Here is a 13846-nt window from a genome sequence, read left to right on the forward strand (position 1 = left end):
GGCGGGCCTGAGACCCGCTGCGACCCCAGCGCGCAGTCATGGTGCTGAACCTCGTCTGGATCGCCTTCGTGCTGCTGGGCCTGCTGGCCACCGCGGTGCAGGTGGCGCAGGGCCAGGCCGATGCCGCCACCCGTGTGCTCACCGGCCTGTTCGACGCGGCCAAGACCGGCTTCGACATCTCGCTGGGCCTGGTGGGCGTGATGTGCCTGTGGCTGGGCCTGATGAAGATCGGCGAGCGGGCCGGCGTCATCGGCCTGTTCGCGCGCGGCATGGCGCCGTTCTTCCGGCGCATCTTTCCCGGCATCCCGCCTGGCCACCCGGCCGGCGGCAGCATCGTGATGAACGTCAGCGCCAACATGCTGGGGCTGGACAACGCCGCCACGCCGCTGGGCCTGAAGGCCATGCGCGAGCTGCAGGAGATCAACCCGGACAAGGCCGTGGCCAGCGATCCGATGATCATGTTCCTGGTGCTCAACACCGCGGGCATCACGCTGATCCCCACCTCGGTGATCGCCATCCGCCAGGCCATGGCGGCCGAGCAGGGCCTGGCCGGCTTCAACGGCGCCGACATCTTCCTGCCCACGCTGCTGGGCACCTTCGTGTCCTTCGTGGCCGGGCTGCTGGCCGTGGCCTGGGTGCAGCGCATCCGCCTGCTGAACTGGCCGGTGGCGGCCTTCTTCGGCGGCTTCGCGGCGCTGATGGGCGGACTGTGGGCCTGGCTGGCACCGCTGCCAGCGGCCGTGATGGCTCAGCGCATCGGCCTGCTGGGCAGCGGCTGCATCCTGGCCATCGTGGCACTGTTCGTGGCCGCCGGGGCGCTGCGGCGCGTGAACGTCTACGAGGCCTTCGTCGACGGTGCCAAGGAGGGCTTCGGCGTCGCGGTGCAGATCATCCCGTACCTGGTGGCCATGCTGGTGGCGATCTCGGTGTTCCGTCACAGCGGCTGCATGGCCTGGCTGATCGACGGCATCGCCGCCACGGTGCGCGCGCTGGGCCTGGACGACCGCTTCGTGCCCGCCCTGCCGGTGGGGCTGATGAAGACGCTGTCGGGCAGCGGTGCACGCGGCCTGATGGTGGACGTGCTGAAGACCTACGGCGTCGATTCCTTCCAGGGCAAGCTGGCGTCCATCATCCAGGGCTCCACCGAGACCACCTTATACGTGCTGGCGGTGTATTTCGGCAGCGTCAACATCAGCCGCACCCGCCATGCGCTGGCCTGCGGGCTGTTTGCCGACGCCGTCGGCCTGGTGGGCGCGATCTTGATCGGCTACGCCTTCTACGGCTGAGGTCTGCCGCCCTCGGTCAGCAGCAGCACCTGCATCGCCGCGCCGCCCTCGGCACGGTTGGCCGCGCGGATGTCGCCGCCGTAGCGCTCGACGATGCCGCGGCTGATCCACAGGCCCAGGCCGGTGCCGTCCTTCTTGCGCGTGACGAAGGGCTGGAACAGCTCGCGCAGCAGGCCTTCGTCCAGGCCCGGTCCGGTGTCGGCCACCTCCAGCAGCACGCCGGGACGGCCCTGGTCGTCGGCCCAGTCGCGCGTGGCCAGCGTCAGCGTGCCGCCGCCGGCCATGGCCTGGATGGCGTTGACCATCAGGTTCACCAGCACCTGCTGCAGTTCCTGGCGGTTGATGCCGGCCGGCCGCGTGGTCTCGAAGTGCCGCTGCACCGCGATGCGGCTGCTGGCCAGCAGGTGGCTCACCAGCACCAGGCTGTCGTCGATGGCGCGGGCGGGGTCCACCGCCTCCACGTAGCCGGCGTATTCGTTGGGCCGGGCGAACTGCAGCAGCTGGGTCACGATCAGGCGCATGCGCTCGATCTGCTCGTCGGCCAGGCGCAGCTCGTCGGCCACCTTGCGCGCATCGGGGCCCAGCAGTTCGCGCGCCAGGTCCAGGTTGCCCTGGATCACCGCAATCGGGTTGTTCACCTCGTGCGCGATGCTGGCGGTGAGCTGGCCCACGGTGGCCATCTTCTCGCTGCGCAGCAGTTGCTGCTGGGCGGCGGCCAGCGCCGCGGTGCGCTCGGTGACCTTGGCGTCGAGCTCGGCATTCCAGCGCTGCAGCTGGGCGTTGCGCTCGGCCAGCGTCTCGAGCAGGCGGTCGAGGTGGCCGGCCAGCGCGCCCAGTTCGTCGCCGCTGTCCACATCGCCCACGCGGGCGCCCAGCGTGCCGGCCTCCACCTGCTGCATCGTGCGGTCCATCTGCTCGATGGGCCGGAAGATGCGCCGCGCCAGCCGTGCCGACGCGGCGGCCGCCGCGATCATCACGCCGAAGAACACCGCCCCGATGCCGGCCAGCACGCCCCACTTCAGCCAGGTGAAGGGCCGCTCGAGAAAGCCCACGTAGAGCATGCCCACGCGCCGGCCCTGCGCGTCGTGCAGCGGCTGGTAGGCCGAGACATACCAGTCGCTGACCACGAAGGCACGGCCCAGCCACAGGTTGCCGCGCTCCAGCACCGCCTCGCGCACCGCCTGCGACACGCGCGTGCCGATGGCCCGCGCCTCGCCGCCCTGCCCCTGACCGTCGCCGAACAGGCGCACATTGGTGGAGATGCGCACATCGTCGAGGAACAGCGTGGCCGTGCCCTGGCTGCCGAAGGGCAGTGCGCCCTCGGGGTAGACGATGGCATTGATGTGGTCGATGAAGGGCAGGTTGCGGTTGAGCAGCAGGCCGGCCTGCACCCAGGCCAGCACCTGGCCCTGCGCGTCGCGCACCGGGGCCAGCGCGCGCAGCACCATCGCGCGGTCTTCCACCTGGCGGTCGCTGGGCTGGGCGGCGCGCGTGCTCAGCAGGCCCACCGCCACGCGCTGGCGCAGCGCCAACGGCAGCAGACCCTGCTCGGTGGGCGACAGGATGGCGACGCTGGCCTGCACGCGTTCGTCGGCCGGCGGCAGGGCCGGGGCCGCGGCCTCGCGACCCGAACCGCCGTCGGCTTCGCCATCGCCCACCCACAGCCGGCCATCGGGATGGCGCAGGTTGATGAAGTCCAGCCCCTCGCGCGCCTGGATGCGCAGCAGCAGCGCGCGCACCGCGGCGTCGCTGACCGGGGCTGGCTGCAGCGCCCCGCGCAACACACCGCGCAGCACCTCGTGCAGCGCCTGCGATTCGGCCACCGCGCGCGTGCTGGCCGCCACCTCGCCCTGCACGCGCTCGAAGTAGCCCTGCGCCACCGCCAGGTCAGAGCGTGCCTTGGTCACCAGCAGACGGTCCACCGCCGCGTCGCCCCAGGCCAGCAGCACCAGGCCCAGCAAGGGCAGCACGCCCAGCAGCGGCAGCAGGGCCAGCGCCTGCAGCTTGCGGCGGATGGGCCAGGCGCCGAAGTCGCGCCAGGGCGCTGCGATCAGCCCGCGCCCCACTCGGCCACCCGGCGTTCCAGCGTGCGGCGTGAGATGCCCAGCAACTGCGCGGCGCGGGTCTTGTCCTGGTCCACGGCGGCCAGCACGGCCTGGATGTGCTGCTTTTCCAGCGTCTGCAGGTCGGTGGGCCGGCCACCGCCCATGCCCGCCCCCACGCCCGCCCCCGCCGCCGCGCCGGCGTAGGGGCCGCCGGCCTTGTCCTGCCGGGCCAGGCCCTGGTACAGCGCCGAGACGTTCAGCGCCCCCAGGATCAGCGAGCGCTCCACCAGGTTGCGCAGCTCGCGCACATTGCCCGGCCAGTCGTACTGCTGCAGGTAGTGCAGCTCGTCGTCCGTGACCTCGATCGGCGCCACGCCCAGGCGCGGTGCCAGCGTGGCGACGAAGTGCGCCACCAGCGCGGCGATGTCTTCCTTGTGCGCGCGCAGTGGCGGCAGGTTGATCTCGACCACCTGCAGCCGGTAGTACAGGTCGGCACGGAAGCGCCCGGCCGCCACCTCGTCGGCCAGGCGGCGGTTGGTGGCGGCGACGATGCGCACATCCACCGGCACCTCCTGCTCGCCGCCCACCGGGCGGATGCGCCGCTCCTCCAGCACGCGCAGCAGCGTGGCCTGCAGGCGCGGCGGCAGCTCGCCCACCTCGTCGAGGAACAGCGTGCCGCCCTGGGCATAGACGAACAGGCCGTCGCGGCCCGGCTGCGCCGTGTCGCCGGGCTCGGGATGCGGCGTGCCGGCATGGCGCCAGGCCTGGCCAAACAGCTCGATCTCGATGGCCTCGGGCGACAGCGTGGCGCAGTTCACCGGCACGAAGGACCCGTCGGCGCGCGGGCTCAGCCGGTGCAGGGCCAGCGCGGCCAGCTCCTTGCCGGTGCCCGATTCGCCGCTCAGCAGCACCGTGCTGTGCACCGCCGCCACGCGGTGCAGCGCCGCCTGCAGGCCGCGCATGGCGATCGAATCACCCACCAGCGCATCGGCCGCCGGCTGCTGCTGGCGCGACAGGCTGCGCCGCAGCACGAAGTTTTCGCGCCGCAGCGAGGCGCGCTCCAGCCCGCGCTCCAGCGCACTGACGATCTGCGTCACACGGAAGGGCTTGAGGATGAAGTCGCTGGCGCCGGCGCGCAGCGCCTCGATGGCGGTATCGAGGTCGGCAAAGGCGGTGATCAGCACCACCTCGGCGCCGAAGCCGCGCTCGCGCAGCTGCTTGAGCCAGTCGATGCCGCTCTGCCCCGGCAGCGCGATGTCCAGCACCACCAGGTCGACGCGGTGGCGCTGCAGCAGCGCCTCGCCGGCCTCGGCCGATTCGGCCGACAGCACCTGGCCTACGCGGCTGGCCAGCGTCTTCTCCAGGAAGTTGCGCATGCCCGGCTCGTCGTCGACCACCAGCACGGCGGCCAGCGGCCAGCGCACGGTGGCAGAGGGTTCGGCAAGCTCGCGGGGGACCATGGCGCGGCATTGTAGAAACGCCCTGCGCCGCGCTGGGCAGCGCCCGCCGGTGACAATGCGGGCGTGTCTGAATCCACCACCCGCCCACCGGCCGCGTCCTCGCCTGCGCCCACGCCGAGCCCGCTGAATCCGCTGAGTCCGTTGACCAATGCCGACCTGCACAGCCACTCGCGCTGCTCCGACGGCACGCTGAGCCCCGGCGCGCTGGCCGAGCGCGCCCATGCCCAGGGCGTGCAGCTGTGGGCGCTGACCGACCACGACGAACTGGCCGGCCTGCCCGAGGCCGCCGAAGCCGCGCACGACCTGGGCCTGGACTTCCTCACCGGCGTGGAGCTGTCGGTCAGCTTTGCTGGCGAGACGGTGCACATCGTCGGCCTGGGCTTCGACGCCGACCACCCCGACCTGGCCGCCGGCGTGGCGCGCACCCGCGGCGGCCGCATCGAGCGCGCCCGCGCCATGGCCGAGGGGCTGGCCCGCGCCGGGCACCCGGGCGCCTTCGAAGGCGCGCTGGCCTACACCGGCAACCCCGACCTGATCGCCCGCACGCACTTCGCACGCTGGCTGATCGAGACCGGCGTGTGCAGCGACATGGGCATGGTGTTCCGCAACTACCTGAAGCCCGGCAAGCCCGGCTATGTGCCGCACCAGTGGGCCGGGCTGGGCGACGCGGTGCGCTGGATCACCGCTGCCGGCGGCATGGCGGTCATCGCCCACCCGGGCCGCTACCCCTTCAGCCCGAGCGCCGAGTACGCGCTGTTCAGCGAGTTCCACACCCATGGCGGGCGCGGCGTCGAGGTGCTGACCGGCAGCCACGGCCAGGCCGACACGCTGAAGTACACCGACATGGCGCGCGAGTTCGGCCTGGCCGCCTCGCGCGGCAGCGACTTCCATTCGCCCGAGGAAAGCCGCACCGACCTGGGCGCCCTGCCCGACCTGCCGGGCACGCTGACGCCGGTGTGGATGGCGCTGGCGCACCGGGTGAACCGTACCCGCGCCTGAGGGTTCGGCGCTGGCCCGGCGACCGGCGGCACGGGCGTACAGTGTGAGGGCACATCACCGGCCCCGCGCATGTCGCAGTACTTCGAAGTCCACCCCGAGAACCCGCAGGCCCGCCTGCTGCGCCAGGCCGCGCAGATCCTGCACGCCGGCGGCGTAGCGGCCGTGCCCACCGACTCCAGCTACGCGCTGGTGTGCCACCTGGATGACAAGGCCGCGGCCGAGTCGCTGCGGCGCATCCGCGGTGTCGACGACAAGCACCACCTCACGCTGCTGTGCCGCGACCTGTCGGAGCTGGCCAGCTACGCCCGCGTCGACAACAAGCAGTACCGGCTGCTGAAGCTGGCCACGCCGGGGCCCTACACCTTCATCCTCGAAGCCACCAAGGAGGTGCCGCGGCGGCTGTCGCACCCGTCGCGCCGCACCATCGGCCTGCGCGTGCCCGACCATGCGGTCACCCAGGCCCTGCTGGCCGAGCTGGGCCAGCCGCTGCTGGCCACCACGCTGATCCCGCCGGGCGAGACCGAGCCGCTGAACGATCCCGAGGAGATCCGCGAACAGTTCGAGAAGCGCATCCAGGCCGTGGTGGATGCCGGCGCCTGCCAGCGCGCGCCCACCTCGGTGATCGACCTCACCGGCGACGAGCCGGTGGTGGTGCGCGCCGGCCGCGGTGATCTGGCCCGTCTGGGCCTGTCGGTCGACTGACCTGGCGCACCCGGCCCGGTCAACCCGGCTGGGCCAGCCGGTCGCGCAACTGCTGCGGGCTGAAGCCCAGCTGCACCTGGCCGCGCACCAGCAGCACCGGCGTGCCCGGCTGCATCAGCGCGCGGAACTGCGCGTCGCAGGCCGCGTCGCGCTCGATGAAGCATTCGGTGAACGGCACCTGCTGCGCCTGCAGCCACAGGCGGGCCTGGGTGCAGTAGTGGCAGGTCACGGACGACAGCATGCGGATGTCGCCCGGCCGGGCCACGGCCGCCAGTTCGCGGCCCAGCGCGCCGTCGCGGTGCTGCTGCCACCAGGACAGGGCCGCCGAGGTGCCCAGCACCAGTGCCGCTGCCACCCACAGCGAGCGGCGTGAGCCGGCGGGCGGGGTGCCGGGGGCGGTGGGTTCGGCCATGCGCTCAGACTCGGCGAGGACGGCGCCGGCCGCGTGCGGTCAGAGCGCCGCGGTGACGACGATCTCGACCTTCCACTCGGGCTTGGCCAGCGCGGCCTGCACGGTGGCGCGCGGCGGCGTGTGGCCGGGCACCACCCAGGCTTCCCACACGCTGTTCATGCCGGCGAAGTCGGCCAGGTCGGCCAGGAAGATCTGCGCGCGCAGGATCTTGGTCTTGTCGCTGCCGGCGCGGGCCAGCAGCGCGTCGATGGCAGCCAGCACCTCGCGGGTCTGCTCCTCGATGGTGGGGGCGGCGCCCACGGCCACCTGGCCGGCCAGGTAGCACACCCCGTTGTGCACGGCCATCTCGGACATGCGGGCACCGACATCGAAACGCTGGACCATGGATCAGTTTCCTTTGGATGAAGAAGATGAAGACGAAGAGGAGGCTTGGGCGCCCGGCGCGCGGGTGTCGGGTGCCTCGACATGCAGGCGATGGCGGCGGTGCCGGCGACGGCCCCGGCCGGACTCGTCGGGCTTGGCGCCCAGCTTCGATTCCTTGCCGGCGACCAGGTTCATGATGTTGCGCCAGTGCCGCCAGATCAGCATCAGGCTCATGATCGTGACGGCCAGCGCCACGACCGGGCGGTCGAAGAACATCAGCGTGAAGAACGGGGCGAACACCGAGGCGATGATGGCCGCCAGCGACGAGTAGCGGAACATCGCCGCCACCAGCACCCAGACGATCAGCGTGGCCACGCCCAGCATCGGCTCATACGCCAGCAGCACGCCCAGCGCGGTGGCCACGCCCTTGCCGCCCTTGAACTTGAAGAACACCGGGTACAGGTGGCCCAGAAACGCGGCCACGCCGACGAAGGCGATGGTGGCGTCCACCAGGCCGAAATCGGCGGCGTAGTACGACACCAGCGCCGTGGGCACGTAGCCCTTCAGCGCGTCCAGCAGCAGGGTCAGCGCGGCGGCTTTCTTGCTGCCCGAGCGCAGCACATTGGTGGCGCCCGGGTTGTTGGAGCCGTAGGTGCGCGGGTCGGGCAGGCGCATCAGCTTGCTGACGATCACCGCGAACGACAGCGAGCCGATCAGGTAGGCGACGAACATCGCCGCGTAGCTGTAGATCAGGTCGAGGTGGGGACGGATCGCATCCATGGCATCGAGACTTCGAGGGGGCAGCGCCGCCACACGGCGCTGGCAATGCTTCAGTGTAAGGCGGCGTTACAGCCGCCGCCGGCCGCCGGCGACGCGCTCCCCCGGATCACGCGCCACCGGGACAGGGGCCGGCGCCACGTATGCTGGCGGCCTGCCGGCACCGGCCGGCGCGTTCCCAACTGTCTGGCACCCTGCCTGGAGATCGACCATGTTCCTGTTCCATGCCCACTGGCTGCGCCCGGCCGCCACACTGGCCGCCTTGGCCCTGGCCGGCCTGTCCGCTTCCGCCCAGACCACCGTGCAGGACGCCTGGGTGCGTGGCGTGGTGGCCCAGCAGAAGGCCACCGGGGCCTTCATGCAGATCACCTCGGCCCGCGGCGGCAAGCTGCTGTCGGCCAGTTCGCCGGCCGCCGGTGTGGTCGAGATCCACGAGATGGCCATGGACGGCAACACCATGAAGATGCGCGCGCTGACTGAAGGGCTGCCCCTGCCCGCCGGCAAGCCGGTGGCGCTGAAGCCGGGCGGCTACCACGTGATGCTGATGGACCTGAAGGCGCCGCTGAAGGCCGGCGACACCGTCGAGCTCTCGCTGGTGGTCGAAGGCAAGGACGGCAAGAAGGAAACCGTGCCCGTGAAGGCCGCGGTGCGCGCGATGGGTGGCATGGGCGCCGCCTCGGGCGCCGGCCACGATCACCACGGCATGCACAACAAGAACTGACGGCGCGGCGGCAGGCCGGCGCGCCGGTTCAGCCCCGGGTCAGCGCGGGCTGCGCTTCTTGGCCGCCGGCTTGCGCGCCGGCTCGTCGACCGGGTGGCCGCCCGGGGGCGCCGAGAACAGCTTGGCGGCGCGGCCCTTGAGCTCCAGCAGTTCGCTGGGGGTGATCGAGTAGGTGCGGCCGACCACGTCGACCTCGATGCGGAACTCGACTTCCTTGCTGCCGTTGGACAGCGTGCCGCAGGTGAAGTCGTAGTCCTCGCTCTCGGCGGGGAAGCCCTCTTCCTCGATGTCGAAGTCGACGTACTTGACCTGGGTGATCTCGCCGCTGGCCAGGTCGAGCATGCCCTTGGATTCGATCACCTCGTCGGCGAGTTCGTCGTGGATGGTGATCGGCAGCTTCAGGTCCATGGTGCGCTTGCGGCGGTTCGGCAAAGGGGCGGCATCATGCCACAGCCGCCCGCCCAGGCGGCCACCCCGCTCAGGCCCGCGCCGACACGAACACGCCGGTGGGCTGCAGCAGCATCGCACTGATCAGGCGGCCGTGCATCAGGTGCCAGGGGCCCTGGGCGCGGTGGCTGTCCACCACCTCGGCCACCGCCTCCAGCGCGCCGTCGATCAGGTGCACGCGCTGGCCCGGCTGCAGGGCCGCCGGGGTGTACAGGCTCAACCCGGTCAGCGACAGGTCGCGCCAGCGCACCGGCACCGGCTGGCCGGGCCAGCCAACCTGCAGGCTGGCCACATGGTGCTTGTCGCGCCGCACCGCGCCGCGCCGGCCCAGCAGCTCGTGCGCCTGGCTACCGGGCACCGGCAGCGCGGCCAGCGGCGCGTGGCAGCGCGTGCAGCGGCTGTCGGGCCGCGGATGGTGCGGGCCCGGCAGCGCGCACAGCGGGCACGGCCGGCCGGCCAGTGCCGGCTCGGGCGCCAGCGGCGCCAGGCCGCGCGCGGCCTCGGTCTGCCGGCGCAGCTCGCGGTCGTACTCAGCGCGTCGCTCGGGGTCGCCCAGCACCTGCCAGGCGGCATTCACCAGCGCCGCCTCGGCATGGCTGCCGCCCAGGTCGGGGTGCAGCCGCAGGCGCTGCATCAGCGTGCGGTAGCTGGCCTGGATCACGGCCGCGGGCGCCTCGGGCTGCACATGCAGCACGCGGTAGAGGTTGCGGCGGTTGTCCGGCGCCGCGCCACCGGGGGCCACGTCGAGGGGGTCGTGCGGCAGGTCGGTGGGCGCGGTCATGCTGCGTTTCTCGGGGAGGATCGCCTCTCATCGGCAGCTGGCGCCACAACTTGAGCCGGAAGTGCGCCGGTTCACCCCGCCAGTCACCCGGCCAGTCACCCGGCTGATACCCCCGTGCAGCCCTGCACAGGGGCGCCGGGCCGGGGCCGCAGCGGGTCAGAAGGTTTCCCAGTCGGCCTCGGCCTTGCTGGCCGACGGCGCGGCCAGGGCAAGCGCGGGCGCGGGCGCGGGCGCCGGTGCGGCACGCACCGCGGCCTGCGGGCGCACCGCCGGCGCCGCCGACGGCATGGGCCGGCGCGTGGCGGCGGGCAGCACCTCCACCGCAGCCGGCAGACCGCGCGCCGACGCCAGGCGGAAGGTGCCCACCAGCGCGGCCAGCTTGCCGGCCTGCTGCTTCAGGCTCTCGGCGGCGGCGGCGCTCTGCTCCACCAGCGCGGCGTTCTGCTGCGTCACCTGGTCGAGCTGGGTCACGGCCTCGTTGACCTGGCCCATGCCCTGCGACTGCTCCTGCGTGGCGGCGCCGATCTCGGTGATCATGTCGGCCACGCGCTGCACCTGGTGCACCACGTCGCCGATGCTGGCGCCGGCCTCGGACACCAGCTGCGCACCGGCCGATACCTTCTCCACGCTCTGGTGGATCAGGCCCTTGATCTCGCGTGCCGCGTCGGCGCTGCGCTGCGCCAGCGTGCGCACCTCGCCGGCCACCACCGCGAAGCCGCGGCCCTGCTCGCCCGCGCGCGCAGCTTCCACCGCCGCGTTCAGCGCCAGGATGTTGGTCTGGAAGGCGATGCCGTCGATGGTGCCGATGATGTCGGCGATGCGGCGCGAGCTGGCGCTGATTTCGTCCATCGTGGTCACCACGCGGCCCACCACCTCACCGCCGCGGCCGGCGGCCTGGCTGGCCGACTGGGCCAGCTGCGTGGCGGTGCTGGCGGTGTCGGCGCTCTGTCGCACGTTGGCCGTCATCTGCTCCATCGACGCCGCGGTCTGCTCCAGGTTGGAGGCCTGTTCCTCGGTGCGCTGGCTCAGGTCGGCATTGCCGCTGGCGATCTGCGAGGAGCCGGTGGCGATCGAATCGCTGCTCAGGCGCACCTGGCTGACGATGTCCACCAGGCTGTCGTTCATGCTCTTGAGCGCCGACAGCAGCTCGGCCAGCTCGTCACGGCCCTGCACGTCGATGTGGGCGCTGAGGTCGCCCGCGGCCACGGTGCGGGCCACGGTCACCGCACGCGCGATCGGGCCGGTCAGCGAGCCCGTCACCCACCAGGCCAGGCCGCCACCCAGGCCCACCGCCAGCACCAGGCCGGCCATCACCCACAGGCGCGCATTGGCATACAGCACGTCGCCCTGGCGACTGGCATCGTCGGCGCCCTTGGCATTCAACGCGATCAGCTGGTCGAGCACGGCGTCGAGTTCCTCGAAGCGCTTCTGCGACTCGCCCCGGATCAGCGTGGTGGCCTCCTCGTTGCGGTTCTGGCGCGACAGGGCCAGCACCTTGTCATGCTCGGCCAGGTAGGCCGTCCACAGGCCCTTGAAACGGTCGTAGAGCTGGCGCTCCTCGGGGCTGGAGATCAGCTTCTCGTAGGCCGAGCGCTCCTTCTCCAGCTTCTGCAGCAGGCCGGTCATCTGGGCTTCCCAGCCGGCCATCGCCTTGTCGTCGGTGGACAGGATGTGCTGCAGCTCGCCCACCCGCAGGTCCGACACGAACATGGCCATGGCCGCGGTGCCGCGCACGCTGGGCAGCCAGTTCAGCTCGATGTCGGTGGAGGTCTGGTTGACCCGCGCCAGCTGCAGCGTGGCGAACACGCCCAGCAGCACGGTGAGCACCAGCACGCTGGCGAATGCGAGGCCCAGGCGGGCGCCAATGCGCAAGTTTCGGAGATGGTCCATGGGGCAGCGGTCTTCTAGCGGACAGAGGAGCCGCGCGCCCGCACAGGCAGGACGGCACGGCCGGCAAACGAAATGCCGGCAGCCTTGCCCCAGGACTTCAGGCCGGCTGCCAGAAAGCAGCAGACAGAGCCTACCGGCCGCCCGCCTGCGGCAATCGCCCGAGCAGGCCGCCTAAGCCCCGCCTGTTGCGCCGAGCGCCGCCACGGCCCCAGCCCGCAGCGACGCGATGCTGGCCGACCAATCGGCGCTGCCGAACACCGCCGAGCCGGCCACGAAGGTGTCGGCGCCGGCCGCGGCGATGGCGCCGATGTTGCCGGGCTTGACGCCGCCGTCCACCTCCAGCCGCAGCGCACGGCCGCTGGTGGCGGCATACGCATCCAGCCGCGCCCGCACCTGCCGCAGCTTGGGCAAGGTGGATGGGATGAAGCGCTGGCCCCCGAAACCGGGGTTCACGCTCATCAGCATCACCAGGTCCAGCTGGTCCATCACGTCGTCCAGCCAGGCCAGCGGCGTGGCCGGGTTGAACACCAGGCCGGCCTGGCAACCGCAGTCGCGGATCAGCGCCAGCGTGCGGTGCAGGTGGCGCGTGGCCTCGGGGTGCACGCTGATCAGGCCGGCGCCGGCCTGGGCGAACATCGGGATCAGCGCATCCACCGGCTCGACCATCAGGTGCACATCCAGCATGGCCTGGCCGGCATGGGGCTTGATCGCCTCGCACACCATGGGTCCGAGGGTGAGGTTGGGCACGTAGTGGTTGTCCATCACGTCCACATGGATCCAGTCGGCCCCGGCGGCCAGCACGCCCGAGACGGCCTCGCCCAGGCGGGCGAAGTCGGCCGACAGCAGGCTAGGCGCGATGACGGTGGGCTGGCGTGCGTCGGGCGGCGTGCGCATCAGGCCGCCTGCTTCAGCGCCGCGCGCTCGCCGTCGTAGCGCTGCGCCATGGCCGCCAGCGGCAGCACCTGGATGCGGCTGGCCTGGCCGGCGCAGCCAAAGGCCTCGAAACGCGCCATGCAGATGCCGCGCGCCGCCGCGGTGGCGGCCTTGAAGAAGGCGCGCGGGTCGAACTCCTCCGGCTTCTCGGCCATCAGCTGGCGCATCGCGCCGGTCATGGCCAGGCGGATGTCGGTGTCGATGTTGACCTTGCGCACGCCCGAGCGGATGCCGCGCACGATCTCCTCCACCGGCACGCCGTAGGTCTCGCGGATGTCGCCCCCGAAGCGGCGGATGGTGGCCAGCCACTCCTGCGGCACGCTGGAGCTGCCGTGCATCACCAGGTGGGTGTTCGGGATGGCGGCATGGATGGCCGCGATGCGCTCGATGGCCAGGATGTCGCCAGTAGGCTGGCGGGTGAACTTGTAGGCGCCGTGGCTGGTGCCGATCGCGATCGCCAGCGCATCGACGCCGGTGGCGGCCACGAAATCGGCGGCCTGGTCGGGGTCGGTCAGCAGTTGGCTGTGATCGAGCGTGCCTTCGGCGCCCACGCCGTCTTCCTCGCCGGCCTGGCCGGTCTCCAGGCTGCCCAGGCAGCCCAGTTCACCCTCGACGCTGACGCCCACCGCGTGGCTCATTTCCACCACGCGGGCGGTGACGGCCAGGTTGTGGTCGTAGCTGGCAGGCGTCTTCTGGTCTTCCAGCAGGCTGCCGTCCATCATCACGCTGGAAAAGCCCGAGCGGATGGCCTGCTGGCACACGGCCGGCGAGGCACCGTGGTCCTGGTGCAGGCACACCGGCAGCTGCGGGTACTGCTCCAGCACCGCCTCGACCATCTTGCGCAGGAAGGGCTCGCCGGCGTATTTGCGCGCACCGGCACTGGCCTGCAGGATCACCGGCGCACCGCAGGCCTCGGCCGCCTGCAGGATGGCCTGGATCTGCTCCATGTTGTTGACGTTGAAGGCGGGCACACCGTAGTCGTGCTCGGCGGCGTGGTCGAGCAATTGGCGCAGCGAGATCAGGGGCATGG

Annotated in this window: 14 protein-coding genes; 4 read left to right on the forward strand and 10 right to left on the reverse strand. The window is 71.9% G+C overall.

Going from position 1 to position 13846, the window contains the following annotated elements; translation table 11 throughout:
- The first annotated feature begins 38 nt into the window (after window positions 1–38).
- Window positions 39–1286, forward strand: a complete 1248-nt coding sequence (locus AACH10_RS01125) for a nucleoside recognition domain-containing protein (protein WP_341408507.1) — start codon at window positions 39–41, stop codon at window positions 1284–1286.
- On the opposite strand, the gene AACH10_RS01130 is transcribed toward AACH10_RS01125, so the two are convergent.
- Complete coding sequence (locus tag AACH10_RS01130) at window positions 1277–3352, reverse strand: sensor histidine kinase (RefSeq protein WP_341408508.1); 2076 nt, start codon at window positions 3350–3352, stop codon at window positions 1277–1279. The two genes, AACH10_RS01125 and AACH10_RS01130, sit on opposite strands and share 10 nt — an antisense overlap.
- Entirely contained in the window at window positions 3337–4791 is a 1455-nt protein-coding gene (locus tag AACH10_RS01135) for a sigma-54-dependent transcriptional regulator (protein WP_341408509.1), read from the reverse strand. Before AACH10_RS01135 ends, AACH10_RS01130 begins: the two co-directional genes overlap by 16 nt.
- Before the next feature lie 132 nt (window positions 4792–4923).
- On the opposite strand from AACH10_RS01135, the gene AACH10_RS01140 reads away from it, so the two are divergent.
- A complete protein-coding gene (locus AACH10_RS01140; protein WP_341409187.1) occupies window positions 4924–5790 on the forward strand; it encodes a 3',5'-nucleoside bisphosphate phosphatase in 867 nt (288 codons plus the stop codon).
- Window positions 5791–5859: 69 nt separating this feature from the next.
- Window positions 5860–6492 carry an L-threonylcarbamoyladenylate synthase gene (locus tag AACH10_RS01145; RefSeq protein ID WP_341408510.1) on the forward strand — a complete coding sequence of 211 codons (633 nt, stop codon included), beginning with the start codon at window positions 5860–5862 and terminating at the stop codon, window positions 6490–6492.
- Window positions 6493–6511: 19 nt separating this feature from the next.
- On the opposite strand, the gene AACH10_RS01150 is transcribed toward AACH10_RS01145, so the two are convergent.
- From AACH10_RS01150 to plsY, 3 genes are read right to left on the reverse strand one after another with little or no spacing between them, the layout of a single operon-like run.
- Complete coding sequence (locus tag AACH10_RS01150; protein WP_341408511.1) at window positions 6512–6904, reverse strand: glutaredoxin family protein; 393 nt, start codon at window positions 6902–6904, stop codon at window positions 6512–6514.
- Between the two features lie 39 nt (window positions 6905–6943).
- Window positions 6944–7288, reverse strand: a complete 345-nt coding sequence (locus tag AACH10_RS01155) for a RidA family protein (RefSeq protein WP_341408512.1) — start codon at window positions 7286–7288, stop codon at window positions 6944–6946.
- Between the two features lie 3 nt (window positions 7289–7291).
- Complete coding sequence (gene plsY / locus AACH10_RS01160) at window positions 7292–8047, reverse strand: glycerol-3-phosphate 1-O-acyltransferase PlsY (RefSeq protein WP_341408513.1); 756 nt, start codon at window positions 8045–8047, stop codon at window positions 7292–7294.
- 208 nt (window positions 8048–8255) lie between these two features.
- Here plsY and AACH10_RS01165 point away from each other — a divergent pair, with 208 nt between their 5' ends.
- Window positions 8256–8765: a copper chaperone PCu(A)C gene (locus tag AACH10_RS01165; protein WP_341408514.1), complete on the forward strand. Its 510-nt coding sequence runs from the start codon at window positions 8256–8258 to the stop codon at window positions 8763–8765.
- Window positions 8766–8804: 39 nt separating this feature from the next.
- Here the strand turns inward: AACH10_RS01165 and AACH10_RS01170 are convergent, their stop codons facing one another.
- The 5 genes from AACH10_RS01170 to fba form a co-directional block, all read right to left on the reverse strand.
- On the reverse strand, window positions 8805–9173 hold the full coding sequence (locus AACH10_RS01170) for a hypothetical protein (RefSeq protein WP_341408515.1): 369 nt from the start codon (window positions 9171–9173) through the stop codon (window positions 8805–8807).
- Between the two features lie 70 nt (window positions 9174–9243).
- On the reverse strand, window positions 9244–9993 hold the full coding sequence (locus tag AACH10_RS01175) for a DnaJ domain-containing protein (RefSeq protein WP_341408516.1): 750 nt from the start codon (window positions 9991–9993) through the stop codon (window positions 9244–9246).
- 156 nt (window positions 9994–10149) lie between these two features.
- Window positions 10150–11883 carry a methyl-accepting chemotaxis protein gene (locus tag AACH10_RS01180; RefSeq protein ID WP_341408517.1) on the reverse strand — a complete coding sequence of 578 codons (1734 nt, stop codon included), beginning with the start codon at window positions 11881–11883 and terminating at the stop codon, window positions 10150–10152.
- Window positions 11884–12054: 171 nt separating this feature from the next.
- Entirely contained in the window at window positions 12055–12777 is a 723-nt protein-coding gene (gene rpe, locus AACH10_RS01185) for a ribulose-phosphate 3-epimerase (RefSeq protein WP_341408518.1), read from the reverse strand.
- The gene (gene fba, locus AACH10_RS01190) at window positions 12777–13844 is read right to left on the reverse strand and encodes a class II fructose-bisphosphate aldolase (RefSeq protein ID WP_341408519.1); all 1068 of its coding nucleotides are present in this window, start codon (window positions 13842–13844) and stop codon (window positions 12777–12779) included. The genes rpe and fba overlap by 1 nt, the downstream gene beginning before the upstream one ends.
- Window positions 13845–13846: the final 2 nt, after the last annotated feature.

The organism is Pseudaquabacterium inlustre (assembly GCF_038066595.1).
In the GTDB taxonomy this organism is placed as follows: domain Bacteria; phylum Pseudomonadota; class Gammaproteobacteria; order Burkholderiales; family Burkholderiaceae_C; genus Pseudaquabacterium; species Pseudaquabacterium inlustre.

What these genes read in the sequence shown, in the direction of transcription:
- AACH10_RS01125 (WP_341408507.1), top strand. Translation starts at nt 39, where the DNA reads ATGGTGCTGAACCTCGTCTGGATCGCCTTCGTGCTGCTGGGCCTGCTG.
- AACH10_RS01135 (WP_341408509.1), bottom strand. Translation starts at nt 4,791, where the DNA reads ATGGTCCCCCGCGAGCTTGCCGAACCCTCTGCCACCGTGCGCTGGCCG.
- AACH10_RS01145 (WP_341408510.1), top strand. Translation starts at nt 5,860, where the DNA reads ATGTCGCAGTACTTCGAAGTCCACCCCGAGAACCCGCAGGCCCGCCTG.
- AACH10_RS01150 (WP_341408511.1), bottom strand. Translation starts at nt 6,904, where the DNA reads ATGGCCGAACCCACCGCCCCCGGCACCCCGCCCGCCGGCTCACGCCGC.
- AACH10_RS01155 (WP_341408512.1), bottom strand. Translation starts at nt 7,288, where the DNA reads ATGGTCCAGCGTTTCGATGTCGGTGCCCGCATGTCCGAGATGGCCGTG.
- plsY (WP_341408513.1), bottom strand. Translation starts at nt 8,047, where the DNA reads ATGGATGCGATCCGTCCCCACCTCGACCTGATCTACAGCTACGCGGCG.
- AACH10_RS01165 (WP_341408514.1), top strand. Translation starts at nt 8,256, where the DNA reads ATGTTCCTGTTCCATGCCCACTGGCTGCGCCCGGCCGCCACACTGGCC.
- AACH10_RS01170 (WP_341408515.1), bottom strand. Translation starts at nt 9,173, where the DNA reads ATGGACCTGAAGCTGCCGATCACCATCCACGACGAACTCGCCGACGAG.
- AACH10_RS01175 (WP_341408516.1), bottom strand. Translation starts at nt 9,993, where the DNA reads ATGACCGCGCCCACCGACCTGCCGCACGACCCCCTCGACGTGGCCCCC.
- AACH10_RS01180 (WP_341408517.1), bottom strand. Translation starts at nt 11,883, where the DNA reads ATGGACCATCTCCGAAACTTGCGCATTGGCGCCCGCCTGGGCCTCGCA.
- rpe (WP_341408518.1), bottom strand. Translation starts at nt 12,777, where the DNA reads ATGCGCACGCCGCCCGACGCACGCCAGCCCACCGTCATCGCGCCTAGC.
- fba (WP_341408519.1), bottom strand. Translation starts at nt 13,844, where the DNA reads ATGCCCCTGATCTCGCTGCGCCAATTGCTCGACCACGCCGCCGAGCAC.